This window comes from Undibacterium sp. Jales W-56 (genome assembly GCF_025548535.1).
Lineage (GTDB): Bacteria > Pseudomonadota > Gammaproteobacteria > Burkholderiales > Burkholderiaceae_D > Undibacterium.
Genome location: NZ_JAJLQW010000004.1, coordinates 172,297 through 196,058, shown reverse-complemented (window position 1 = coordinate 196,058; position 23,762 = coordinate 172,297). Strand labels below are relative to the sequence as shown.

The following is a 23,762-nucleotide window of genomic DNA, read 5'->3' as shown; positions in this document are numbered from 1 at the left end:
GTCTGGTAAATAAATTGAGGATAAAACCTGCAGCAGAAAAGCCGGGCACAAAGCTAAGTCTTATTATAGACCCCGGAAAAAAATCTGCTTTGGCCCGGTGCAATAAAATTGAGAGTGGCGTCGAAGGAGGCGGATTCTAACCGATCCGTATCACATCTTCCAGCATATTCATGGTTCTGCTGGTTGCACCCTGGTGCTGCAGGAAGAAGCTATGGGCGTTTTGCCCCATGTTGCGCAGGGTTGCCTGTTCATCAAGCAATGACCAGGCCTGTTGAAACAGCTGATCGGGATTGGCGATCCGCAATGCGGCTTGCGCCGCGATGGCTTGCTCGGTGATTTCTGAAAAATTAAAGGTATACGGTCCTGTCATGACCGGCTTCGCCATGGCGCAGGCTTCGATCAGATTATGGCCGCCGAGATTGACCAGGCTGCCGCCGACAAATGCTAGGTCGCATGCCGCGTAATACATATACATCTCGCCCATGCTGTCGCCGAGCACCACGTCCACGGACGCCGGCAGCGGGTTTTCGCCGGCATCCAGGTCCATCGCTGAGCGGCGGACGAAGCTGAGTTGATGCTGCGCCAACATCGCGGCAACCTGCTCAAAGCGTTGCGGATGGCGCGGTGTGATGACCAGCAGGGTATTGGCTTTGCGATTGGCGACAAAGGCATTCAACAGTAATTCTTCTTCGCCATCACGGGTGCTGGCGCACAAGAAAATTTGCCGGTCGCCGAGCCAGTGCCGCAGACGTGCGCCGCGTTCTGCCATATGCTCGGGCGGCGTCACATCGAATTTCATGTTGCCGGTAATCTCCAGCGTATGCACGCCCAGGCTTTGCAAGCGTGCTGCATCGGGGCCGGATTGCGCTGCCACGCAAGTAATCGCCTGGGCCGCGGGCAAAATCAAGGAGGATAGTTTCAGGGCTTTTTTTAAGGATTTCTCTGACAGCCGTGCATTCACCAGCGCGACCGGTACGGCAAAGTGCTGGCATTGCGCCACCAGATTGGGCCAGACTTCGGTTTCGATCAAGACGCAGACAGATGGCGAGAAATGGCGCAAAAAGCGTTTGATCATCCAAGTGATGTCGTAAGGCACAAACACCTGCGTAATCCGCCCGGAGACATCGGCAAACAAGAGTGCGCCGGTAGTGCGGCCGGTCGGCGTCATATGGCTCAAGATCAGATGCTGCTGCGGATAGCGTGCCAGCAGGGCGCGTATCAGCGGCTCGGCAGCGCGGGTTTCGCCAGCGGATACGGCATGCACCCACAGGGTTTTTTGCTGTGGATAAGCAGGATAAAAGCCGAGACGTTCGCTAATGTGCTGGCGATAGCCAGGTTCCTGACGGCCCCGCATCCATAGTCGCAACAGAACGACAGGCAGGGACAGGATCCAGACAAAAGTATAAAGAAGGCGCATGGCGGCAGGGTATCAGTTCCGGCGAAAATTGACCAACACAATCCCGGCCAGGACCAGCGTCGCTCCAATCACAAAGCGCGGACTGATAGGGTCATGCAAGAACAGAACGCCCGCAGCGACGCCGAATAAAGGCGTCAAAAACGAGAATACCGATAAGCGCGAGGCCAGATAACGGCGCAACAGCCAGAACCAGGTCAGATAACTGGCAAACGCAATCACCACTGATTGAAAGAATAAATTGATCCAGATACGGGCATCCCAGGCCTGCAAATGGAATTCGCCCTTCACCCCCGAGAACAAGAGCAGCAAGACGGCGGCTCCCGCCAACTGATACAGCAAGGTGGTGGTCGGCTGTGCCTCAGACAATTTGGAGCGGCGGATCACCACCGTGGTGGCTGCCCACAAGATGCCGCCGAGGATACCCAGGGCATCGCCGATCAGCATTTCGCCCAGCGCATGCGCATCGCTCTGAAATGCCGCCGAAAAAGCAATCGCCACTCCCAGGAAAGCCGAGACGATCCCCAGCCACTGACTGGCCTGCATGCGTTCAGCAGGGATCAGCCAATGCAAGCCCATTACCGTAAAGATCGGCGCGGTGTACAGGAATACCGACATATGCGAGGCCGAGGTGTAATTCAAGCCGATAGAGATACACACGAACTCGACCGCGAACAACACGCCTGCCGCGATGCCCGGCAATAAACTGCCGTCCCGCAAAGAAAATGGGATGCGGCGCACCAGTATCACGGCCATGACCAATAATGCAGCAATCGCGGAGCGCAAGCCGAGTTGCATGCTGGAACTCAGCACCGGTGCGGCGATTTTGATGGCAACCTGCTGCAAGCCCCAGCAAAGGCACAGCAAGACCATGATAGCGACAGCAAAGCCATCGAGATTTTTACGAGTGGAGATCATCAGAAACGAGGAAAAACTTCCTCTTCGGAAACGAAGGCAAGGCTGGAATATACCTTAAAACAGGGGTGGGCTGGCGACTGGGGCCGAAATCTGTTTTATGGTGAAATTCGATATCCAGCATGGATGCGGGTACCGGCTTCATCTTGTTCCAGGAGGCGCATGCTTCTGGCGTCTTAAGACCTAGGTCTAAGCGATTGATCTGGCAATTAAATAGGGTAATAAATTCAACAGGACTTACGCAAAACGACACGCTGCTTACAAAACGTACATTGAACCCGCATGCTGGATGCGGCTTTCAGCGGCATTTCGTGCCAACAAGCGCACCCAGCTTGCGGGTCCATTTGAATATCGAAACGCCACAGTGCCTTTCTTCTCTTGCCTTTTCTCTGTGTCTCCGAGTCTCTGTGGTGAGAGGTTTGGTTTTTGCGTAAGTCCTATTCAATTTAGTTCTCACTTCGTCACTCCTGCGAAGGCAGGAGGCCAGTGTCTGTCGTTATCTCTCGTTGCGCCAGCAACGCCACTGGATTCCTGCTAAAAGCAGGCAGGAATGATGCGTTTTACGGATAACGCTATTTTCGCTTGGACGCCCAATACGTCAAATCTTTGGTCTTATTGAATTTCCGGATGAATAAATCAGTGTCATCAGGCTGTTTGTAGCAGCAACTCATGGATTGCCTGCGTGACTTCCGCGACACTGGCGGGCTGCCCTTGATCCCCCAGATTCCTGATCTTGTTGGACCAGTTGCCCTCGGTTTTCCAGCGCGGCGAGTCGCAATAAATTTCTATGGTCGGGGTTTCATAGGCGGCGGCGATGTGGGTCAGGCCGGTATCGACGCCGATTGCGATGCGGGCGGCCTGCGCCAGGATGATGGCGTCTTGCATCGACAGTTGCGGTAACACGATGGCGTTCGGCATCTGCGCCGCCATCTGCTCTGCCTCGGCTTTTTCTGCGGGATTGCCCCAGGGCAGCAGGATGGGCAGGCCGTCAGCTTGTAAGATCTTGGCAATCTGTAGCCAGTTTTCTCCGGGCCATTTTTTGGAGGCGCCTGCGCTACCGTGGAAGAACACGGCGTAAGGCTGTCCCGGCATCCATGCCGGGCGGGTTTGCGATGCGCTGTAAAGCGCTTGCAGGCCGAAACTGGCGGGCGTATCGACTGCATAGCCGCTCGCATGCGCCGCGACCAGGCGGCCGCGCAAGACCGCATGGGTGCGGCTATCCACCGCGACGCTGTCGGTGTGGAAGATCCTCGACATCCCTTCGTAGCCGGAACCTTCAGTGCCATTTGCGAGGCCGACTTTTTTACCGGTTGCTGTGATGCGTGCCATGCCCATGATGATGCCGGTCTTCAGCAAGCCCTGGGTGTCGAGCACCAGGTCGTATTCCTGAGCGCGTAACTGGCTGAAGAAATGACGGATTTCCTGGCGCGTCGGTTGGCTGAACAGGCTCTTGCGCCAGCGTCGCAATGCGAACGGAAAAATCCGCTGCACGCCAGGATGGAGTTGCACCAGATGCACATAGGCTTCTTCCACCACCCAATCGATTTGCGCGCCTGGAAAGCGGCGCAGCAGATCATGCACCACCGGCATATTGTGCAAGACATCGCCCAGCGAGGAGACGCGGATAAGCAGGATTTTCACAGCAACGAGATCGCTTGATAAGAAGGTGAATGCATATACTCCCCAATAAATTTATAAGATATCGTCGATTCCGCTTATCAATAATGCGGATTTAAAAATTACTGGGTAGGAGTATGTTTTATATTTCGCATGTCAATAAAAAGCAGGCGATTCCTTTGCAGGCAGGAATCACCTGACCTTCATCGTGCAGTCAGTGGTAGCACCAGGGCGATCAATACGGCAATCGGGCATCCGGTTTCACTGCCAGTACCGCTTGCTTTAATGCCGCCTGGATGCGTGCCAGGGCGGCTGGATTTTCCGCTTCGAAGCGCATCACGATCACCGGCGTGGTGTTGGATGAACGCGCCAGACCAAAGCCGTCCGGGTATTCGACACGCAGGCCGTCGATCGTGATGATTTCGTCGGCACCGGGGAAATTCGCGTTCTTTTGCATCTGCGCGATGATGGCGAAATTCTCGCCTTCGCTGAGTTGCAATTGCAGTTCCGGCGTGCTGTCGGATTGCGGCAGGCTATTCAGCGTGGCTGTCATGTCGCTGACTTTGCTGAGAATTTCCAGCAAGCGTGCACCGGCGTACATGCCGTCGTCAAAACCGTACCAGCGATCTTTGAAAAAGATGTGGCCGCTCATTTCGCCGCCGAGCGGCGAGCCGGTTTCGCGCAGCTTCGCCTTGACCAATGAATGGCCGGTTTTCCACATCAGCGGCACGCCGCCGCGCGCTTTGACCCATGCCGAAATGTGGCGCGTGCATTTGACGTCGTACAGAATCTGGGCACCGGGATTGCGGGCGAGCACCTCTTCGGCGAACAGCATCAATTGACGGTCCGGGTAAATGATTTGGCCATCTTTGGTCACCACACCGAGCCGGTCGCCGTCGCCGTCAAATGCCAGGCCGATTTCAGCATCGCTGGTTTGCAGGGCGCGGATCAGGTCTTGCAGGTTCTCCGGATGAGCCGGGTCGGGATGGTGATTCGGGAAATTGCCATCGACTTCGCAGAATAATTCGGTCACTTCGCAACCCATGCCGCGGTACAGCTCGCCCGCGAACGCACCGGCCACCCCGTTGCCGCAATCGATCGCAATCTTGAGCGGGCGCGCCAGTTTGACGTCGCCGATGATGCGTTGCAGATACGCGGCCTTGATGTCATGCGTCTTATAGCTGCCGCTGCCTTGCTTGAAGTCTTTGCTCAGAATCGTCTGGTAGAGAGCCTGGATCGCATCGCCGTAAATCGCCTCGCCCGCCAGCACCATTTTGAAGCCGTTGTAGTCAGGCGGATTGTGGCTGCCGGTGACCATGATGCCGGACGCCGCGCCCAGAGTATTGGTCGCAAAATACACCATAGGGGTAGCGACGATGCCGAGGTCAATCACATGCACGCCGGTCGCTTGCAGGCCGCTGGCCAGCGCCTTGATCAGGTCCGGACCGGACAGGCGGCCGTCGCGCCCGATGATGACGCTTTGCTCGCCTTTGGCAAGCGCGGCGCTACCGAAGGCCTGGCCGATTAAATATGCCACATCGGCATCCAGGGTTTTACCGATGATGCCGCGGATGTCGTAGGCTTTAAAGATGCTGGGAGAGAGTAGGGACATGATGGCTTTCTATTTCTTTATTGAATCGTTTCGCTGGTGTGCTGGGTGTGCTGATAGTGCTGGGCTTGCCATAAAAAATCTTCGATACCGCATTGTGGCTCGTATTCTGCCACCGTTTTTAGCAAGAGGCTACGCACTTGCTCGTACTGGAATGCGGCGCAGGCGGCATCGAGTTGCTGCAATAAGTTGTGCAGTTCGCTCCACGGAATTTCTTTTTCTTGCGCCCGCATGATCAGGGGATGAGTGGTGCGTTCGACGTTGTCGCCAATCAGCAATTCTTCATACAGCTTTTCGCCGGGGCGCAAGCCGACGTGATGGATTTCTATGGTGCCGTCGGGCGTCGCATCGCATTTCACCTCGAGTCCGCTCAGATGCACCATGCGGCGCGCCAGATCGATGATGCGTATTGGTTCACCCATATCGAGCACGAACACATCACCGCCGCCTTCAGTCGTCATGGCGCCGGCTTGCAAGACCAATTGGGCGGCTTCCGGTATCGTCATGAAATAGCGCGTGATCTCAGGATGCGTCAGGGTAATCGGGCCGCCTTGCATGATCTGGCGACGGAACAGCGGGACCACCGAACCGGATGAGCCGAGCACATTGCCAAAGCGCACCATGCAGAATTGGGTGCTTGTCTGTTTGCGCGCGCAGGCTTGCAAAATCAGTTCCGCCAGACGTTTGGTGGCACCCATGACATTGGTGGGACGCACAGCCTTGTCGGTGGAGATCAGCACGAAATTTTTCACCTCAGCCTTGATCGCCGCTTCTGCCAGGCGCAAGGTGCCGAATACATTATTGCGTATGCCTTCGATAGGATTGTGCTCGACCAGCGGCACATGTTTATACGCGGCGGCGTGATACACCGTATCGATCCGGTAGGTCTGAAAAATCTTGTCTAGCTTCGCGCTATCGTGGATAGAGCCGAGAAAGGGCAGAATCTCACAGCGCGAATTCATCGCAGCACACAGGCTGCTCAGCTCATGTTCAATCGCATACAAAGCGTACTCGGACATATCCAGCAAAAGGAGTTGCGTCGGCTGCTGGTTTAAAATTTGACGGCACAGCTCGGAGCCGATCGATCCGCCGGCGCCGCTGACCAGGACTTTCTTATCGGTGATGCAGGTTGCCAGCAAGCGGGTATCCGGCTCGACCGCATCGCGTCCGAGTAAATCTTCAATCCCGACTTCACGCACATCTTGCACGCGCAACTCGCCATTCAGCAAACTCTTGATCGACGGCGTGACTTTGATTTTAAGTTTGTATTGCTCGAGTTCGTCGAGCACCTGTTTTTGCCGCGTTTTAGAAATCGACGGCATCGCCAGCAGGATTTCCTTGATCTCGTATTGGGGAATTAATTTATGCAGCGCCTGCGCCGGGCTGACTTTGATACCGCCGATCAGCGAGCCTTGCACGTTGACATTGTCATCGATGAAGGCAACGCAGGCATACTCATCACTGGAGCGCAAGGCGGTCGCCAGTTGCACACCGGCTTTGCCCGCGCCGTAGATGGCTACCTTGATGGCATCGTCGTTACGATTGAAACCCAGTAAATAGGTACGGGCCAGCAAGCGGCTCGCCCCGACATACAAAATCGCGCCAGCCCAATAGATGCCAAACACCGCACGGGACAGCGCCATGATGTGGGTCATCACGCTGATGAACGCCAAAAAGAGAACGGACATCGTGACGCCCAGCACCACGATGTAAATAATTTTCTGGTCCAGATAGCGGATTACGGCGCGATACAAGCCGATGCGGATAAAGGTCGGAATCGATACCAGCGGCACGGCTATGATCAGGATCGCGTAATGCGATAGCACGTCGATACTCAGGCCGTCATAACGCAGCCAGATCGCCAGGATAAAGGTCAGAGGCAGGCAGACGGCATCGGCCAGCGCGGCAATGGCTTGCTTTTTCAGACGGGGTAAGGCGAGAAGAAATTGCATGCGATCTTTTATTCTTATTCGAAGTAACTGGCTTGATAGTCCGGCTATTTATTGTGTATGAATGCAGCGGCTTAGTGGGTAACGCCGTCACGCTTGACGACTTTGTACAAGGTCAGGAACAAAATCCTGATATCCAGCCAGAACGACCGGTGCTGCACATAGTACGCATCGAGTTCGACTTTAGCCGGGATAGGTAATTCATCGCGTCCGTTGATTTGAGCCCAGCCGGTCAAGCCCGGCAGGATGCGGTCAACTTGTTGCGCCGATCGCAATGCAATCAAATCGGCCTGATTATAAAGCGCAGGACGGGGACCGACAAAACTCATATCGCCCTTGAGTATGCTCCACAACTGGGGTAGCTCGTCTAAGCTCGATTTTCTGAGGAATGAGCCGATCGGTGTCAGGTATTGGTCCGGGTTGTTCAGCAGATGGGTGGCGACCGCAGGCGTATCGATGCGCATGCTGCGGAATTTCGGCATTTTAAAAATTTTGTTATAGCGGCCAACCCGGTCGGACCAATAGACGACGGGGCCGGGCGAGCTTAGGCGCACGCAGATCGCGGTAAGTAAAATTGGCAGCAGTAAAATACAAGCGGCGATCAAGGCCAACAATAGATCAAATGCGCGTTTCAAACCAACTCCTTTGGGTTATGCAACAGCGTTCTGTTCAACGCGTCAGCGGTTGCCTGCAATCCCTGCTGTACGCTCCACGGCGGCGTCCAGCCGAGCAATCCTTGCGCCTTACCGATATCGACTTGCAGGGAACCGCATAAACGTTCGGCCACCGATTGTTTGCCCGCCAGCCGGGCCGCATGCATCAGCCAGCCCGGCGGAAAAGGAAACAGGCGCGATGGCACGTCCAGGGCAACTGCGCAATATTGTAATAGCTGCGCGGTCGATAAGTCCTGTCCATCGGAGGCTAAAAATATTTCTTGCGCCGCCTTGGGATGATCAAGACAGGTCAGAATCAAGCTCACCAGATTGCCTAGATACACAAAACTGCGGCGATTATCTACGCTGGCGAGCGGTAACGGCAGCCCTTTTTTGACCCAGCGCAACATGTTCAGGAAATTTGCCTTGACACCCGGACCATACACTAAAGGAGGGCGAATAATCGTGATCGCCATACCGCTTGCTCGTCCGAGCGCCAGCAAGACTTGCTCGGCTTCGTATTTTGAGATGCCGTAGGCATCTTCAGGATGAGGCGCGCTGTCTTCGGTGAAGGGCTGGCCTTTGATGGTAGATTCACCGTTGACTTTGACCGAGCTGATAAAAACAAATTGGCGGACTCCCGCTGCTGCCGCCTGGCGTGCCAGCTTGAGCGTGGCGTCGACATTGACCTGACGAAATAAGGCCAGCGGGTCGGCCGTGGTCTCATGCATGACGTGCACGCGGGCGGCGCAGTGGATCACGTGGGTACGCCCTGCCAGGTGCGCACTCCAGTCGGTTTCCGCATTCATGTCTTCTATGCGCGCATGCCGAATTTGAGGGCTTTGGCCAGTGTTTGCCAGGTTGCTTGCTTGACGGCTGAGGCAAAGCAGGTCGTGTCCTTGTCGCTGGAGATGGCCCATCAGCGCTTGGCCCACAAAACCGGTGGCGCCCGTCAGTAAGATTGCTAAAGTCATGCCGCTTATTTTGTGAGAGGTAAATGGCTTATTTGCTTGGATACGCCATAGACGAAATAACGGCGTGACAAAAATTTCAAAAAGCTGGTGATCAGCCAGAACGCATGCCTGGAAATCAAATTGCGATTCTGATGCGCAGCCAGATGCACCGCTTTAAATTGCGGGTAATACAGGACGCCCTGGTTCAGCAGTTGATGCGAACGATAGCAAATATCGACATCTTCAAAGTACATGAAATAAGCCTGATCGAAGCCGCCGAGTTGCCTGTAGTGTGCCGCATCGAATACCAGGAAAGCACCAGAGGCCCAATCAACGTAACGTGAATCGGTGATCGCCATTTTGTCATAGCTGTCGGTGAGTGAACGTGCGGTAACCAGATTCCATAAAGACGCATACGTAGGGAAATGCCGGATGTTGGCGTCATGCACCCGGTACTGCGGATCCTTGAACAGATCGATGGTCGCTACTGCGCAGGCATCCGCTGTCATTTGTGCCGTCAGAGCCAAAATGGTTTCGGCACTGGTACTAAGGTCGGGATTCATCACCACAAAATAGTCGCCGGTTTGAAAACCGTATTCTTGACGAATCTGCTCAAAGATAAAATTATTGTTTTCACCAAAACCCAGGCCAGGTAAGTCATCGCTATAGTGCACGCCGTGCTGTTCACAATAGGTTTTCAGGTCGGCTGACGGCTGATTGTCTTTTAGCCAAATCTTGAGTGCTGTACCGCTGGCGAGTAAGCCTCCAAGCTGGCTGTTGATGAGGAGGTTTTCGTGGCCGTGGCTAACGATGGCAACATGGATCATGCTTATTCTTTGTCTTTAAAGTCATTCCATATCCATCACAAAGATGGGTATGGATATCGTTGGCATTGCCCTTAGGCTAATTTCATCTGCTCCGAGCAGCGTTTTGTCCAGTGGCGAACAAACAGGTACAGGAGTTTGAAGACTGGAGGGACATGGACCGGCATGGAGAAACCAGGTTTCATGATCCAGATTTTTTCATAGAACGTGGTATCTACTGCCGCTGGGTTGACCCAAAAAGGTTGTTGGTCTTTTAGGTCAATATCATAAGCGTGGACAATTCGGTTGGCGACTGCTGTCACATCGTGCGCTTCGTACAGTTGTCGCGTCACTTTTTCTTGTAGTGTCTCGTCCAATTTTCCCGTTTGTAAAAATAGTTTTACGTCTTCTATCAATTGCCCAGTGCTTTGCGACTTCAACTGATCCGCAGGGGTATACCCGTGAGCACCGGTGAGGACGCCGAAACATGGTATTCCCATACTAAATATTTCAGAAAAGGCTGTTCCGCCAGTCATCGGAAAACTATCGATAAAAGCTGTTGCATGTGTCAGGAACTGAAGATATTTCTCATGCGGCATCGTGGAATAAAAATCCAATTTAGAACTGGTTTTGAAATAGCTTTTCCACCACCACCAATTAAAAACTGGCTGGGGGCCTATCAAGACAAACCGGGTTTTAATCCGTTCTGACAGATCGTCAACGAACTCTGGAAAAGAATAGCCACAGGCTGGTCGAAATTTATAGGCAGTACCTGCGGCGGCTATATATGCTTCATTCATGGATTTGCCGCAGCGATGGTTTTGCGGTAGTTCTGGCAATTTAATAGGTATGCCGACGAAGACGGATTTGTTTTCTGTTTTACGTTTGGCACGCAGACCCCAGCCGAAATAGCTGATTTCCAACACGCGATCGGCGACACTGAAGCCATACGAGAATACATGATCGGCGTGGTTATATAACATGACCCGCAAACCATAATATTTCTTGGCTAATGCCACTGCAAGAACCGTTTCTATATCATAGGGATGAATATGGAGAATGACGGTTTTATAATGTGCCAAGGCATTAACGAGTCTTTGTATTTTGTCTTTGCTGTCGCGGCTTTTCGGTAGTTTGATGCAACCAAATTTCGCGTGAGAGAGTTTTTTTAACGCATTGGCTTGGGCTGTTTCCGTTATTAGTATCGCCGATTGCTGCATAGACGCCGCGTTGATCAGACGTTCAACGATACGGGTGTGTCCGCCACTGTCGTAAGCTTTTGTCAGGATATGCACATATTCACAACTTACTGTTGATGTCGCTAACGGCACAAATTGCGAACCAAATTTTTCTACTAAAGTATTTTCTAATTCAGACAATTCATATTGACCCGTACTATTTTTCCATAAAAGTTCGCCTAGAAAACGCGATTTTTTAATCGCATCATCGAGTTTTTCGGCCTTACAAATTTCGGCCAGCGATTGTTTTATGTAGGCTTGCAACATGTGTTTTTCACGTAGTTTCAGTGTTTTATTTGTAACCAGTTTTTTTTAGAATGATGGCAATGCATAACCAGTACAGCAGATAATTAATTAAAAATGCGATGACCGCCGCTTTTAATCCCAGCCATGGCGTTAACGAGTAAGTTAATCCAACTAAGGAAAAATTAAACACGACTTCGGTGATTATATAAGCGCGGACCATAGCGCGTCCCAACATTACGAATCCTAACACCCAACTACCTATTTTTACGACATCTCCGATTAATTGCCAAGCCAATAAATCCAGCATCGGCAAAAAATCTTGTGTGAATAATAGTGCGACTAACCACTCACGTAACAGATAAACGAATAGAGCGCCGATTGCGGCTGCAGGAAGCGCAAATCGATATACCTTTGAAATTTCTTGACGCAATTGCAAAGGTTCGCTGATTTCTGAGAGACGCGGCAGATAATACACGGTCAGTGTCGTCGTAATTAGCATCAAATACATGTCGCTGATTTTTGTGACAGCTTGCCATAATCCGGCATAGAACCAACCGAACTCACTTACCAGATGATCACGAATCAACATTTGACTTAGTGGCAAAGCCACCGCTGTTACTAATGCCATTAATCCGTATTGCGCTAGCTGACGCGCTAACTGAGGATCGATACGCCCGGCAAGATCGGAAAAACGAAACCAATTGGTGCGCATGCAGAGCGCCAGGGTCACAAAAAAAACAACGGATTGGTTGATTGTCAGTGCAACGAGGGCGCCGTATAAACCCCATACACTCGATAGTAGCCAGGTCACTAACAGTGTGATAATGCTGGTCGATACATTGGCAATAACGTAGCGGCCAACGGCTTTTTTTCCATTGAGTACGGCTAATAAAAAGGCATTGAATACAAATAAAATTAATGTTGCCGCTAACCAGAGGAAGACACTACCAAGATTTGTATCTTGCAGCAAAATTCCTGCAAGAGGTCGATGAAAAATAGCAATAAAAGTGGATACCAGTAAGGTACAGGCCAGTGAAATACTGCCAGCTGTTTGCCACAATCTATGTTGTTTAGCCGTTTCGTCATGGTACTGCGCCGTGTATTTGGTGACACCCGTATTGATGGCTCCGCTAGCAAACGATGTGATCATCGTGATTGCATTTTGAAATTGACCTAATGCCGCATAACCCGCTGGCCCAACATAAATGGCCAATAATTTATTCAGACCAAGCATGGCCAGCAAACGCATGGCAACCGCGATCGCATTTAAAAAACCTGTACTGACTAATGACATGTCAATACCAAAATGAATCGCTTAATCCGCATATTCAACTTGTGCTTAGGCGGTAAATTCACGCACTGCTGCAATGACTCGTTTTGCATCCTCAACCGATAAGTAAGGATCCAGCGGCAAGCTGATGACTTCGTTATGGATTTTTTCAGAAATGGGGAATGCTCCTTGAGCGAACTTCAATTCTGCATATGCATGTTGCAAATGTGGTGGAATTGGATAATGGATGACCGTGCCAATTCCCGCAGACTGTAAATGTTGCTGTAAACGATCACGTTGTTCAGCACGGATAACATAAAGATGCCAAACAGGATCTGCCCAATCAGGAACAAATGGAAGTGTAATGCCGGGCGTATTTTGCAAGCCCTCCTGATATAGCTTTGCCAGAGTTTGCCGCCGTTGATTCCAGTCGTTTAACTTTTTTAACTTCACACGAAGAAATGCCGCTTGAAGCTCATCTAGCCTTGAGTTGTAGCCCTTAACTTCATTGTGATACTTGATTTCTGAACCATAGTTGCGCAACATGCGCAATTTTTCAGCCAATTTGTCATCGTTAGTGGTGATTGCGCCGCCGTCGCCAAGAGCGCCCAGGTTTTTTCCGGGATAAAAACTGTGTCCCGCAGCATCACCTAAACCTCCTGAGAGTCTGCCCTTATATTTGGCACCTTGTGACTGAGCTGCGTCTTCGATAACTTTTAAATTGTATTTATTTGCGAGCAGATTGATCGCATCCATATCCGCTACCTGGCCATACAAATGCACCATCATAATTGCCTTAGTACGTGAGGTAATTGCTGCCTCAATCAGTTCCGCTGAAATATTGTAAGTGGCTATATCTGGTTCTACAGGTACAGGCCTTGCGCCAGCATAAGAGACTGCAAGCCAGGTCGCTATATAGGTGTTGGATGGAACAATGACCTCATCACCGGCGCCGATGTCGTACGCGCGCAAAATTAAATGCAATGCGTCTAAACCATTGCCAACACCGATGCAATGTTTTGACTCACAGTAGGCGGCATATTCTTGCTCAAAGTCGCTTAATTGTTTTCCTTGAATAAACCATCCACTATCCAATACATGATGGAATGCTTGTGTCAATTCAGTACGTAAGTCGCTATGTGGCGTTTTCAGATCAAGAAAGGGGATTGTCATCGTTTTCCTTTTTCCATTGCTTTATGATTTCTTCCGGGTAGCCACGGTGAAAATGAGTGGTCCAAGGATATGCACTCAAACCGCTGCCGTCACGTAATTGAATATTGGACGTTGGACCTAGCGTCTTGGCGGGTATACCAGCGGCGATCATTCCGTCCGCCACATTTTTTCCCACGCAAGCGTGCGCCCCAATTAGACAATGTTGACCTATTTTTACACCCGGGAGTACAACTGACATTGTGGCGACTGCAGTGTAATCACCAATCTCACAACCCAGCAGCGTCGAACTAGGTGGCGTTGGATCGTTGGTCAGAACCACATAAGGGAAAATCCAAACGAAATTGCCAACGACGGATTTTTTTCCAATATGTACGTTTGAATGCAATCTGACATAATCACCGATAGTGCAGTCACCCTGGATATCGCTAAGCGTGCCTATTTGTAGATTCAGCCCGGCGTGCGTCCCTTCTCTTACGGTCACTCGATGACCGGTCACCAATCGATCTCCAAAAATTGATCCTGCGTAGAAAATTGAATGTGAACGGATTGTAGAGTGAGCGCCAATAATTAAAGGCGAGCCATCACTTAAAGGCGTTGCTATACCTATTTCGCAATGACTTCCTATTTCGGATTCATCACCAATCTCTACCTTGTCATGAATGATGCTAAAGGCACCAATCTTTATGCTTTTCCCTATCTTTGCTGCCGGGGAGACGATTGCCGTGGGATGTATCATTTTTTTGATAACTCCGATAGAAATGTTTTATAGTCCCGAATATAGTCGCTTTCTGCATAATGCTGATCAGCCATGACCAGCAACACACAATCTTCGCTAAAATCTTTCATGACACGCCAAACCATGGAGTTGATATAAAGACCGTTGGCTGGATTGTCTAGCTTGAATTCTGTTTTTTCCTTGCCGTCATCAATCGTCATGATGCAGGAACCACGTACTGCGACGGCGACTTGTTGCAGGTTGCGATGAGCATGGAATCCGCGTTCAACACCATCCTTGGTTCCGAAAATGTAGTAGACGCGCTTGATCTCGAAAGGAATATTTTGTTCAGCCTCTATCGCCACCAGACTGCCGCGATCATCACCTATAACGCGCAGTGGAATGATTTGTGGTTTCAATTGTATTTACCCGAATGATGATTGTTCTGAGGCTGCCGTTGCAGGCAGTTTTCGAGTACCGCTTGCCAGGTCGGTATGGCCAGGCCAAAATGCTGTGCCAGCAGATGCGTATCGAGACAGGAATTGACGGGACGGCGGGCAGGGGTTGGATATTGGCTGGCCGGTATGCCTGTCACCACGGGGGCTGTTTTTGAGAATAATGCCAGCTTGCCGGCTTGCGCCATGATTTCTTGCGTGAAGCCGCACCAGCTGGTTTTGCCTTGTGGCGTCATGTGGTACAGGCCTTGATGTTGCTCCCACCATTGATCCTGGTCGGCGGCATGGATGATTTGCGCGATGATGCTGGCGCTCGCTTCGGCCAGCCAGCCTGCCGATGTGGGTGCGCCCCACTGGTCGTTGACGATGTTTAATTCTTCTCTTTCCTTGGCCAGGCGCAGCATGGTCAGCAAGAAGTTTTTACCAAACAGCGAGTACACCCAACTGGTGCGAAAAATCAAATGACGGCAGCCGCTTTGGCGGATCGCCTGCTCGCCTGCCAGCTTGGTTTGGCCGTAGACATTGATCGGTGCGGTTGGATCCTGCTCTGCATAGGGCAACAAATTACCTGCAGCGTCGCACTTGCTGCCGTCGAATACATAATCCGTCGAATAATGAATCAGGGCGGCACCGAGTTTTTTTGCTTCTTCGGCCATCACTGCGGGTGCCGTTGCGTTGATGGTATGGGCCAGTTCCGGTTCGCTTTCGGCTTTGTCGACGGCGGTGTAGGCGGCCGGATTGACGATCAGGTCCGGCTGGATGGTCCGGATCACTTGCCGTAATTGCTCGGGCTGACTGAGATCCATGGTACGGCGTTCCGGTACGATCACCGTGCCTATGCTATCCAGGGTCTGCAGCAGGGCATGACCGAGTTGGCCGCTGGTACCAGTCAATAAAATCCTCATGCAAAAACCTCGGCATCTGCCAGCGATGTGCCTTGCTGGTCCTTGTCAGACATCACAGGCGCGTCTTGCATAGGCCATTGAATACCGACCGACGGGTCATTCCACTGTAGGCAACGCTCATGTTCCGGGGCCCAGTAATCGGTGGTCTTGTAGAGGAATTCGGCCTTCTCGCTGGTGACCACAAAGCCGTGCGCGAAGCCTGGCGGTATCCATAGCTGACGCTGGTTGGCGGCCGATAAGGTGACGCCGGTCCATTGCCCGAAACGGGGCGAGCTTTTGCGCAAATCGACGGCCACGTCAAACACTTCGCCTGAAATCACGCGTACCAATTTACCTTGTGCCTGCTGGATCTGGTAATGCATGCCGCGCAACACATTTTTAGCCGACATGGAATGATTGTCTTGCACGAAGGCGGTATTGATGCCAGTCAGTTCGGCAAATTTTTTTGCGTTGAAACTTTCATAAAAAAATCCGCGATCATCGCCGAAGACGCGCGGCTCGATGATCATCACTTCAGGCAAATTGGTAGGTATTACGTTCATGATCTGGTAGTTGGGCGACGAAGTAAATGAGTATGCTATGGGCGCAGGAATCAATAGGTTTTATGCTGCAATAATTGCAGCAGATAGCGACCGTATTCATTCTTTTTGAGTGGCTGTGCGAGTTTTTCCAACTGTGCGTCATTGATATAGCCGCGCCGGTAGGCAATTTCTTCCGGACAAGCGACTTTCAGGCCCTGGCGTTTTTCGATGGTGGCAATGAATTGACCCGCTTCCAGCAAGGACTCGTGAGTGCCGGTATCCAGCCACGCCATGCCGCGGCCCATCAATTCAACTTTCAGTTGCCCTTGTTTCAGGTAGACATTGTTGACATCGGTGATTTCGAGTTCGCCGCGGTGCGAGGGCCGGATGCTGGCGGCAATATCCACCACTTGCTGATCGTAGAAATACAGACCGGTGACGGCGTAATTGGATTTTGGCTGCACCGGTTTTTCTTCTATGCTGATGGCATGCCTTTGCTGATCGAATTCGACCACGCCATAACGCTCGGGATCATGCACATGATAGGCAAACACGGTGGCGCCATGCAGGTTCGCATCAGCCGCCCTGAGTTGCGGCTCGAAGTCGTGACCGTAATAAATATTGTCGCCGAGGATCAGGGCCGAAGGCGAATTGCCGACAAATTCGCGACCGATGATAAAGGCTTGCGCCAGACCGTCGGGGCTGGGCTGGACGGCATATTGCAAGTTGATCCCCCACTGCGATCCATCGCCGAGCAATTCCTGGAAGCGCGGCGTGTCTTGCGGCGTCGAGATGATCAGGATGTCGCGCATGCCAGCCAGCATCAGCGAGGTCAGCGGATAGTAAATCATCGGCTTGTCATAGACCGGCAGCAGTTGTTTGGATACCGCTTGCGTCACCGGATACAGTCGTGTGCCGGAACCGCCGGCCAGGATGATGCCTTTGCGATTGCTGGCCGTCATTACACCACCTCCGCGCTGTTGTTGTATTGCAGGTTGACCCATTTCAGGTAATCGCCGGACTGCACCTGGCTGACCCAGGCATCGTTGGCCAGATACCATTCCACGGTTTTACGCAGACCGGTTTCAAAGGTTTCTGCCGGCTTCCAGCCCAGTTCTTTTTCTATCTTGCGCGCATCGATTGCATAGCGACGGTCATGGCCCGGCCTGTCGGTCACGTGTTTGATCTGGTCGCGGTAGTTGCCATTGGCCTTCGGTTGCAATTGGTCAAGCAGGTCGCACAGGATGTGCACCACGCTCAAATTGCTCTGTTCATTCCAGCCACCGACATTGTAGGTTTCACCGACCCGGCCACCTTCCAGCACGCGGCGAATGGCCGAGCAATGATCGTTGACATACAGCCAGTCGCGCACTTGCATGCCGTCGCCGTACACTGGTAAATCCTTGCCGGCACGGGCATTGGTGATCATTAAGGGAATCAGTTTTTCCGGGAAGTGGTAAGCACCGTAGTTATTCGAGCAATTGGTGGTCAGCGTCGGTAGTCCGTAGGTGTGATGGTAAGCGCGCACCAGATGATCCGATGCCGCCTTGGACGCAGAGTAGGGGCTATTCGGCGCATAGGCGGTGGTTTCTGAAAACGGCGGATCCTCGGCGCTCAGCGTACCGTACACCTCATCGGTGGAGACATGCAGGAAGCGGAATGCGGATTTTTCAGGTTCCGGCAGGTTTTGCCAATAGGCTTTAGTTGCTTCAAGCAGGCTAAAAGTACCGTTGATATTGGTCGTAACAAAAGCGGCGGGCCCGTGAATAGAGCGATCTACATGACTTTCTGCGGCAAAATGCACAATTGCACGAGGTTGGTATTGCGACAGTAATTCTGCTACTTTAGCGCCGTCATTGATGTCGCCCTGGACAAAAATGTGCCGTTGATCGTTTTGCAAGCTGACGAGATTGCTCAAATTGCCAGCATACGTGAGTTTGTCGAAATTGATGACAGGCTCATCGCTTTGCGCCAGCCAATCGAGTACGAAATTAGCACCAATAAAACCCGCACCACCTGTGACGAAAATCATGCTTGTGTTCCTTTTGCGAAAATCGCATACGAAAAAAGCACAATTTTACGCCACAAGGGGTGTTTATCGTAACTGTAAGCGTAATTTACATTTACAAACGCGATCCGCGGATTTGCCAGCGGAGAGCAACTGCGCGGTAAAGCGTCGGGGGAATGGTTCAGTTATTCGTCCAGATGAACGCTAAATATTTGCTTGCGACATACAGATCCATGCCACCACGATCAGGGTGTACGCGCAAACAACGATAGAGATGAGTGACAGTTTCATTTTAATTGCCTCCTAAATGAGCTGGTAGGAGTAATCCAGGGTCAGGTTGACTTTTAACTCATGGATCTCATATGTAATGGTAGTAGTTTTCTTCTGATTTACCAGATACGGATCATGTAAAATTTGTAACGAAATGTCTAATTCGTTAGCATATTGTCTGTGCCAGCTTGGCCTGTCGAACTAAATCCCGAAAAAGTTCATGAATACCCCTTGAAATGGTATGGTTACCCCCCATTTCCATAAAGATGTGTAATTTGATTTGGAGATAAACAATGCAAGACCAAGAAAAACCTGTAGAAAACATGGATGCAGAAGAAACCGCAGTGCCCGCGACAGAGACTGTGACTGATACAGCACAGGTAGCCGACCTGACTGAAACCGTTGCAAGCGATACGCTGGCGCAACTCGAAGCCAAAGTATCGGAGCTGCAGGATGCGTTTATGCGCGCTAAGGCCGAGGGGGAGAATATCCGTCGCCGCGCTCAGGAGGACATTGCTAAAGCACATAAATTTGCGATAGAAGGTTTTGCCGAGGCAATGGTGCCCGTCAAAGATAGTTTGGAAATGGCGTTAAAACTGGAAACACCCTCGATAGAATCGCTGAAGGAAGGGGTAGAGATGACCCTGAAGCAACTGAGTTCTGCTTTTGAAAAAAACCGCTTGCTTGAAATTAATCCTGTTCAGGGTGAAAAATTAGACCCGGCTAAGCACCAGGCAATTTCCATGGTGCCTGCAGAGCAAGAGGCGAATACCGTGGTGACCGTCTTGCAAAAAGGCTATACGATCGCAGACCGCTTGTTGCGACCAGCATTGATTACTGTGGCGCAAGGAAAATAGCAAAAACAGGCAAAAAAACGATAAAAAATGCTTGAAACTCGGGGTTTTTGCCCTATATCCAGAACAACAGAGCGGCAATTCCACAGTAAAGCAGCTCAATAAATATCAAATAATTAAACTAAAAGGGAAATATCATGGGAAAAATGATCGGTATTGATTTGGGTACCACCAATTCTTGCGTCGCTATTATGGAAGGCGGCCAGCCTAAGGTCATCGAGAATGCAGAAGGCGCGCGCACTACGCCGTCTATCATTGCTTATCAGGAAGACGGCGAGATCTTGGTCGGCGCTTCTGCCAAGCGTCAGGCAGTAACCAATCCAAAAAATACCTTGTTTGCGGTAAAGCGCCTGATCGGCCGTAAGTTCGATGAAAAAGAAGTGCAAAAAGACATCGGTCTGATGCCTTATACCATTTCCAAGGCAGACAACGGCGATGCATGGGTTTCCGTGCGCGACAAGCGTTTGGCACCGCCACAAATTTCTGCGGAAGTTTTGCGCAAAATGAAGAAAACTGCCGAAGACTACCTCGGCGAAGAAGTCACCGAAGCCGTCATTACTGTTCCGGCCTATTTCAACGATGCGCAGCGTCAGGCTACCAAAGATGCAGGCCGTATTGCCGGTCTCGACGTCAAACGCATCATCAACGAACCAACTGCAGCGGCTTTGGCATTTGGTCTGGACAAAAAAGAAAAAGGCGATCGCAAGATTGCGGTGTATGACCTGGGCGGCGGTACGTTTGACGTATCCATTATCGAAATCGCCGACGTTGATGGCGAAATGCAATTCGAAGTCTTGTCCACCAACGGCGATACTTTCCTGGGCGGTGAAGATTTCGACCAGCGCATCATCGACTACATCATCGACGAATTCAAAAAAATCAATGGCCTGGACTTGTCCAAAGATCCTATCGCTTTGCAACGTATCAAAGCGTCTGCAGAACGCGCCAAGATTGAATTGTCCAGTTCACAGCAAACAGAAATCAATGAGCCGTACATCGCCATGGCGAACGGCGCACCGGTGCATTTGAATTTGAAAATCACGCGTGCCAAGCTGGAAGCGCTGGTCGAAGAACTGATCCAGAAAACCATGGAACCATGCCGTATGGCGATCAAAGATGCGGGCGTAAAAACCTCTGACATCGATGACGTGATCCTGGTCGGCGGTATGACACGCATGCCAAAAGTCCAGGAATTGGTCAAAGAATTCTTCGGTAAAGAACCGCGTAAAGACGTGAATCCCGATGAAGCCGTTGCCGTTGGCGCAGCGATTCAAGGCTCGGTCTTGTCTGGCGATCGCAAAGACGTGTTGCTGCTGGATGTGACGCCATTGTCTCTGGGTATTGAAACCCTGGGTGGCGTGATGACCAAGATGATTCAAAAGAACACCACGATCCCGACCAAGTTCAGCCAGGTATTTTCGACTGCTGATGACAATCAGCCTGCGGTAACCATCAAGGTCTACCAAGGCGAGCGTGAAATCGCAGCGCGTAATAAGGGTCTGGGCGAATTCAATCTGGAAGGCATTCCGCCAGCGTCACGCGGCACACCGCAGATCGAAGTGACATTCGATATCGACGCGAATGGTATCTTGCACGTAGGTGCAAAAGACAAGGCAACCGGTAAAGAGAACAAAATCACCATTAAGGCAAACTCCGGTTTGACGGAAGAAGAAATTCAAAAAATGGTGAAAGATGCGGAATTGAACGCGGAAGAAGACAAAAAAGTCAAGGAATTGGCTGAGTCCCGCAATCAAGGCGATGCCTTGATTCACTCCACCAAAAAAGCCCTGAGCGAACATGGCGACAAGCTAGAAGCTGGCGAGAAAGAAAAAATCGAAGCCGCCATCAAGGATTTGGAAGATATTCTGAAGAATGGCGACAAGGCCGAGATCGATACCAAGATCGGCGCCCTGTCTACAGCGTCTCAAAAACTGGGTGAAAAAGTCTATGCCGACATGCAAGCCCAGCAAGCGGCAGCGGGCGGCGCAGCAGGTGCCGGCGCAGCTGACGCACATGCAAAAGATGACGACGTTGTCGATGCAGACTTCAAAGAAGTCAAAGACGGTAAGTAATTAGTCCGGCGGGCAATCCCCGCCAAGACTCGCCGGGCAGGTTGATCGTAGTCGCGATTTCCCTGCTCGGCGTTTTTGCTTAATTCGCTGATATAAAACAAGGTGCAAAGAGATGGCGAAGCGTGATTTTTACGAAATTCTGGGTGTAGCAAAAAACGCCGCGGAAGATGAAATCAAAAAAGCATATCGCAAGCTGGCGATGAAATACCATCCGGACCGCAATCCGGATAGCAAGACCTCGGAAGAGAAATTCAAGGAGGCGAAAGAAGCCTACGAGATTCTGTCCGATGCGCAAAAGCGCGATGCCTATGATCGCTACGGACACGCGGGCGTTGACCCGAATATGGGCGGCGGCGGAGGCGGTGGCGGCGCTGGTTTTGCCGATGCTTTCGGCGATATTTTTGGCGATATTTTCGGTGGCGGCCGTAGCCGCAGCGGCGGTCCGCAAGTGTATCGCGGCGCCGATTTACGCTACAACCTGGAAATCAGTTTAGAGCAGGCGGCGAACGGATTCGATACGACGATACGTGTGCCAAGTTGGGATGAATGCGATACCTGCCACGGTTCCGGCGCTAAACCCGGCACACAGCCTGTTACATGCAGCACTTGCGGTGGTCACGGTCAGGTACGTATGCAGCAAGGCCTGTTCAGTATTCAGCAAACCTGCCCTAAGTGTCACGGCACAGGCAAGATGATTCCTGATCCTTGTCCCAGTTGTTCCGGCGTCGGCCGCATCAAGCGCAACAAGACACTGGAAGTCAAAATACCGGCAGGGATTGACGATGGCATGCGTATCCGCTCATCGGGCAATGGCGAACCAGGTGTGAACGGCGGTCCTCCCGGCGATCTGTATGTGGAAATCCATATCAAGCAACATCCGGTGTTCCAGCGCGAAGGTGATGATTTGCATTGCGAAATGCCGATCTCCTTCGTGAAAGCGGCGCTGGGCGGCGATATTGAAGTCCCTACCTTAAGCGGTAAAGCTTCATTCACGATCCCGGAAGGTACGCAATCAGGTAAAACTTTCCGTTTGCGTAGCAAGGGTGTGAAGGGGGTGCGTTCGGGTTACGCTGGCGATTTGTTTTGCCACGTGGTGATTGAGACGCCGGTGAAGTTGACCGATAAACAAAAAGAACTGCTGCGCAATTTTGAGCAACTCACCGTAGAAGGCGGCGCCAAACATAATCCGCAAAGCAAGACCTGGATGGATAAGGTCAAAAAGTTCTTCGAGTAAATCCGGGTACGGATAAAGGACAAGACATCATGTCCTGGACATTCAACCTGCCAGATAACCGGCAGGTTTTTTTACGTTCAAATTTTGTCTGTTCGTATCTCATGCTTAATTTCAGGTAAGCTTTAGACTGTGGTGAGGCGGCAACGAATTGTTTTTACCACTGCCGCTTAGACGTCTTACTCTAACTTCGCATTGCATAATGAAACGCCCGTGCGGAAAATAAGGGTAAAAAGAAAATTAATGGAGACAAATATGATTTGGAATACAAGTAAACGCTTGTTGTGCGCGGCATTGTTCGCGTCGGCAAGCTGGGTCGCGCATGCAGCGACGGTCGAGGTGGCAGGCGCGAAATTTGAAGACACAGTCCATCTTGCGAATACCGATTTAAAATTAAATGGCGCAGGCATTCGCTACAAAGCGATTTTTAAAGTCTATGCGGCCGGTCTTTATTTACCGAGTAAAAAGACCACAGTGCCTGATGTTTTGGCTACCACGGGGCCAAGACGCGTCACGATTGTCATGCTGCGCGATCTTAGCAATGAAGAATTTGGTCGCGGCTTTATGTCCGGTATCCAACAAAATACGGATAAAGCTGAAAAGTCTAAATTGACCATGCAATTTCTGCGCTTGGGTGAATTATTTGCCTCTGTGCCTGAGTTGAAAAAGGGCGACATCATGCTGACCGACTGGGTGCCGGGAGTGGGAACGACTTTTTATTTAAACGGTAAAAAATTGGGCGAGCCGTATCCGGATATCGCTTTCAATAATGCGCTGTTGCGTATCTGGCTGGGGGAAAAGCCGGTCGATACTTCGCTGAAAAAAGCCATGCTGGCGGATGCCGGTGAAGATAAGAGCGGTTACCGCTAACTTTTCGCGCTGCCAAATCAT

21 protein-coding genes are annotated in these 23,762 nt (G+C 51.3%); 4 read left to right on the top strand and 17 right to left on the bottom strand.

What is annotated here, in order from left to right; genetic code table 11:
* Positions 1–136 precede the first annotated feature (136 nt).
* The 17 genes from waaA to rfbB form a co-directional block, all read right to left on the bottom strand.
* A complete protein-coding gene (gene waaA / locus LPB67_RS12615) occupies positions 137–1,417 on the bottom strand; it encodes a lipid IV(A) 3-deoxy-D-manno-octulosonic acid transferase (protein WP_262837613.1) in 1,281 nt (426 codons plus the stop codon).
* Between the two features lie 12 nt (positions 1,418–1,429).
* Positions 1,430–2,332: a DMT family transporter gene (locus tag LPB67_RS12610; RefSeq protein WP_262837612.1), complete on the bottom strand. Its 903-nt coding sequence runs from the start codon at positions 2,330–2,332 to the stop codon at positions 1,430–1,432.
* 642 nt (positions 2,333–2,974) lie between these two features.
* Positions 2,975–3,970: a lipopolysaccharide heptosyltransferase I gene (gene waaC, locus LPB67_RS12605; RefSeq protein ID WP_262837611.1), complete on the bottom strand. Its 996-nt coding sequence runs from the start codon at positions 3,968–3,970 to the stop codon at positions 2,975–2,977.
* A 211-nt stretch (positions 3,971–4,181) separates the two neighbouring features.
* Positions 4,182–5,558 carry a phosphomannomutase/phosphoglucomutase gene (locus tag LPB67_RS12600; protein ID WP_262837610.1) on the bottom strand — a complete coding sequence of 459 codons (1,377 nt, stop codon included), beginning with the start codon at positions 5,556–5,558 and terminating at the stop codon, positions 4,182–4,184.
* Positions 5,559–5,575: 17 nt separating this feature from the next.
* A complete protein-coding gene (locus LPB67_RS12595; RefSeq protein ID WP_262837609.1) occupies positions 5,576–7,507 on the bottom strand; it encodes a polysaccharide biosynthesis protein in 1,932 nt (643 codons plus the stop codon).
* Between the two features lie 71 nt (positions 7,508–7,578).
* Positions 7,579–8,139 carry a sugar transferase gene (locus LPB67_RS12590; RefSeq protein WP_262837608.1) on the bottom strand — a complete coding sequence of 187 codons (561 nt, stop codon included), beginning with the start codon at positions 8,137–8,139 and terminating at the stop codon, positions 7,579–7,581.
* Positions 8,136–9,131: a UDP-glucose 4-epimerase family protein gene (locus tag LPB67_RS12585; protein WP_262837607.1), complete on the bottom strand. Its 996-nt coding sequence runs from the start codon at positions 9,129–9,131 to the stop codon at positions 8,136–8,138. The genes LPB67_RS12590 and LPB67_RS12585 overlap by 4 nt, the downstream gene beginning before the upstream one ends.
* Positions 9,132–9,136: 5 nt before the next feature.
* Entirely contained in the window at positions 9,137–9,937 is an 801-nt protein-coding gene (locus tag LPB67_RS12580; RefSeq protein WP_262837606.1) for a hypothetical protein, read from the bottom strand.
* Between the two features lie 71 nt (positions 9,938–10,008).
* Positions 10,009–11,418, bottom strand: a complete 1,410-nt coding sequence (locus tag LPB67_RS12575; RefSeq protein ID WP_262837605.1) for a hypothetical protein — start codon at positions 11,416–11,418, stop codon at positions 10,009–10,011.
* A 25-nt stretch (positions 11,419–11,443) separates the two neighbouring features.
* The gene (locus tag LPB67_RS12570) at positions 11,444–12,691 is read right to left on the bottom strand and encodes an O-antigen translocase (protein ID WP_262837604.1); all 1,248 of its coding nucleotides are present in this window, start codon (positions 12,689–12,691) and stop codon (positions 11,444–11,446) included.
* A gap of 45 nt (positions 12,692–12,736) precedes the next feature.
* Entirely contained in the window at positions 12,737–13,840 is a 1,104-nt protein-coding gene (locus tag LPB67_RS12565) for a DegT/DnrJ/EryC1/StrS family aminotransferase (protein ID WP_262837603.1), read from the bottom strand.
* On the bottom strand, positions 13,821–14,576 hold the full coding sequence (locus LPB67_RS12560) for an acyltransferase (protein WP_262837602.1): 756 nt from the start codon (positions 14,574–14,576) through the stop codon (positions 13,821–13,823). The genes LPB67_RS12565 and LPB67_RS12560 overlap by 20 nt, the downstream gene beginning before the upstream one ends.
* Positions 14,573–14,974, bottom strand: coding sequence for a sugar 3,4-ketoisomerase (locus tag LPB67_RS12555; protein WP_262837601.1), 402 nt, complete (start codon positions 14,972–14,974; stop codon positions 14,573–14,575). The genes LPB67_RS12560 and LPB67_RS12555 overlap by 4 nt, the downstream gene beginning before the upstream one ends.
* Positions 14,971–15,915, bottom strand: a complete 945-nt coding sequence (gene rfbD, locus LPB67_RS12550) for a dTDP-4-dehydrorhamnose reductase (protein ID WP_262837600.1) — start codon at positions 15,913–15,915, stop codon at positions 14,971–14,973. Before rfbD ends, LPB67_RS12555 begins: the two co-directional genes overlap by 4 nt.
* Positions 15,912–16,457, bottom strand: a complete 546-nt coding sequence (rfbC, locus tag LPB67_RS12545; RefSeq protein ID WP_262837599.1) for a dTDP-4-dehydrorhamnose 3,5-epimerase — start codon at positions 16,455–16,457, stop codon at positions 15,912–15,914. The genes rfbD and rfbC overlap by 4 nt, the downstream gene beginning before the upstream one ends.
* A 50-nt stretch (positions 16,458–16,507) precedes the next feature.
* Complete coding sequence (rfbA, locus tag LPB67_RS12540) at positions 16,508–17,398, bottom strand: glucose-1-phosphate thymidylyltransferase RfbA (RefSeq protein WP_262837598.1); 891 nt, start codon at positions 17,396–17,398, stop codon at positions 16,508–16,510.
* Positions 17,398–18,468 carry a dTDP-glucose 4,6-dehydratase gene (gene rfbB, locus LPB67_RS12535; RefSeq protein WP_262837597.1) on the bottom strand — a complete coding sequence of 357 codons (1,071 nt, stop codon included), beginning with the start codon at positions 18,466–18,468 and terminating at the stop codon, positions 17,398–17,400. The genes rfbA and rfbB overlap by 1 nt, the downstream gene beginning before the upstream one ends.
* Before the next feature lie 539 nt (positions 18,469–19,007).
* Here rfbB and grpE point away from each other — a divergent pair.
* The 4 genes from grpE to LPB67_RS12515 all read left to right on the top strand — a co-directional run bounded on the left by grpE (position 19,008) and on the right by LPB67_RS12515 (position 23,741).
* A complete protein-coding gene (gene grpE / locus LPB67_RS12530; RefSeq protein ID WP_262837596.1) occupies positions 19,008–19,571 on the top strand; it encodes a nucleotide exchange factor GrpE in 564 nt (187 codons plus the stop codon).
* Between the two features lie 134 nt (positions 19,572–19,705).
* Positions 19,706–21,640 (top strand): molecular chaperone DnaK, encoded by a 1,935-nt coding sequence (gene dnaK / locus LPB67_RS12525; RefSeq protein WP_262837595.1) that lies wholly within the window; start codon positions 19,706–19,708, stop codon positions 21,638–21,640.
* A 112-nt stretch (positions 21,641–21,752) separates the two neighbouring features.
* Positions 21,753–22,874 carry a molecular chaperone DnaJ gene (gene dnaJ, locus LPB67_RS12520; protein WP_262837594.1) on the top strand — a complete coding sequence of 374 codons (1,122 nt, stop codon included), beginning with the start codon at positions 21,753–21,755 and terminating at the stop codon, positions 22,872–22,874.
* A gap of 252 nt (positions 22,875–23,126) precedes the next feature.
* A complete protein-coding gene (locus LPB67_RS12515; protein WP_262837593.1) occupies positions 23,127–23,741 on the top strand; it encodes a chalcone isomerase family protein in 615 nt (204 codons plus the stop codon).
* Positions 23,742–23,762: the final 21 nt, after the last annotated feature.

What these genes read in the sequence shown, in the direction of transcription:
- LPB67_RS12515 (WP_262837593.1), top strand. Translation starts at nt 23,127, where the DNA reads ATGATTTGGAATACAAGTAAACGCTTGTTGTGCGCGGCATTGTTCGCG.
- dnaK (WP_262837595.1), top strand. Translation starts at nt 19,706, where the DNA reads ATGGGAAAAATGATCGGTATTGATTTGGGTACCACCAATTCTTGCGTC.
- rfbA (WP_262837598.1), bottom strand. Translation starts at nt 17,398, where the DNA reads ATGACGGCCAGCAATCGCAAAGGCATCATCCTGGCCGGCGGTTCCGGC.
- grpE (WP_262837596.1), top strand. Translation starts at nt 19,008, where the DNA reads ATGCAAGACCAAGAAAAACCTGTAGAAAACATGGATGCAGAAGAAACC.
- LPB67_RS12585 (WP_262837607.1), bottom strand. Translation starts at nt 9,131, where the DNA reads ATGACTTTAGCAATCTTACTGACGGGCGCCACCGGTTTTGTGGGCCAA.
- LPB67_RS12570 (WP_262837604.1), bottom strand. Translation starts at nt 12,691, where the DNA reads ATGTCATTAGTCAGTACAGGTTTTTTAAATGCGATCGCGGTTGCCATG.
- dnaJ (WP_262837594.1), top strand. Translation starts at nt 21,753, where the DNA reads ATGGCGAAGCGTGATTTTTACGAAATTCTGGGTGTAGCAAAAAACGCC.
- LPB67_RS12560 (WP_262837602.1), bottom strand. Translation starts at nt 14,576, where the DNA reads ATGATACATCCCACGGCAATCGTCTCCCCGGCAGCAAAGATAGGGAAA.
- rfbB (WP_262837597.1), bottom strand. Translation starts at nt 18,468, where the DNA reads ATGATTTTCGTCACAGGTGGTGCGGGTTTTATTGGTGCTAATTTCGTA.
- LPB67_RS12580 (WP_262837606.1), bottom strand. Translation starts at nt 9,937, where the DNA reads ATGATCCATGTTGCCATCGTTAGCCACGGCCACGAAAACCTCCTCATC.
- LPB67_RS12610 (WP_262837612.1), bottom strand. Translation starts at nt 2,332, where the DNA reads ATGATCTCCACTCGTAAAAATCTCGATGGCTTTGCTGTCGCTATCATG.
- LPB67_RS12565 (WP_262837603.1), bottom strand. Translation starts at nt 13,840, where the DNA reads ATGACAATCCCCTTTCTTGATCTGAAAACGCCACATAGCGACTTACGT.
- waaA (WP_262837613.1), bottom strand. Translation starts at nt 1,417, where the DNA reads ATGCGCCTTCTTTATACTTTTGTCTGGATCCTGTCCCTGCCTGTCGTT.
- LPB67_RS12600 (WP_262837610.1), bottom strand. Translation starts at nt 5,558, where the DNA reads ATGTCCCTACTCTCTCCCAGCATCTTTAAAGCCTACGACATCCGCGGC.
- LPB67_RS12595 (WP_262837609.1), bottom strand. Translation starts at nt 7,507, where the DNA reads ATGCAATTTCTTCTCGCCTTACCCCGTCTGAAAAAGCAAGCCATTGCC.
- rfbC (WP_262837599.1), bottom strand. Translation starts at nt 16,457, where the DNA reads ATGAACGTAATACCTACCAATTTGCCTGAAGTGATGATCATCGAGCCG.
- rfbD (WP_262837600.1), bottom strand. Translation starts at nt 15,915, where the DNA reads ATGAGGATTTTATTGACTGGTACCAGCGGCCAACTCGGTCATGCCCTG.
- LPB67_RS12575 (WP_262837605.1), bottom strand. Translation starts at nt 11,418, where the DNA reads ATGTTGCAAGCCTACATAAAACAATCGCTGGCCGAAATTTGTAAGGCC.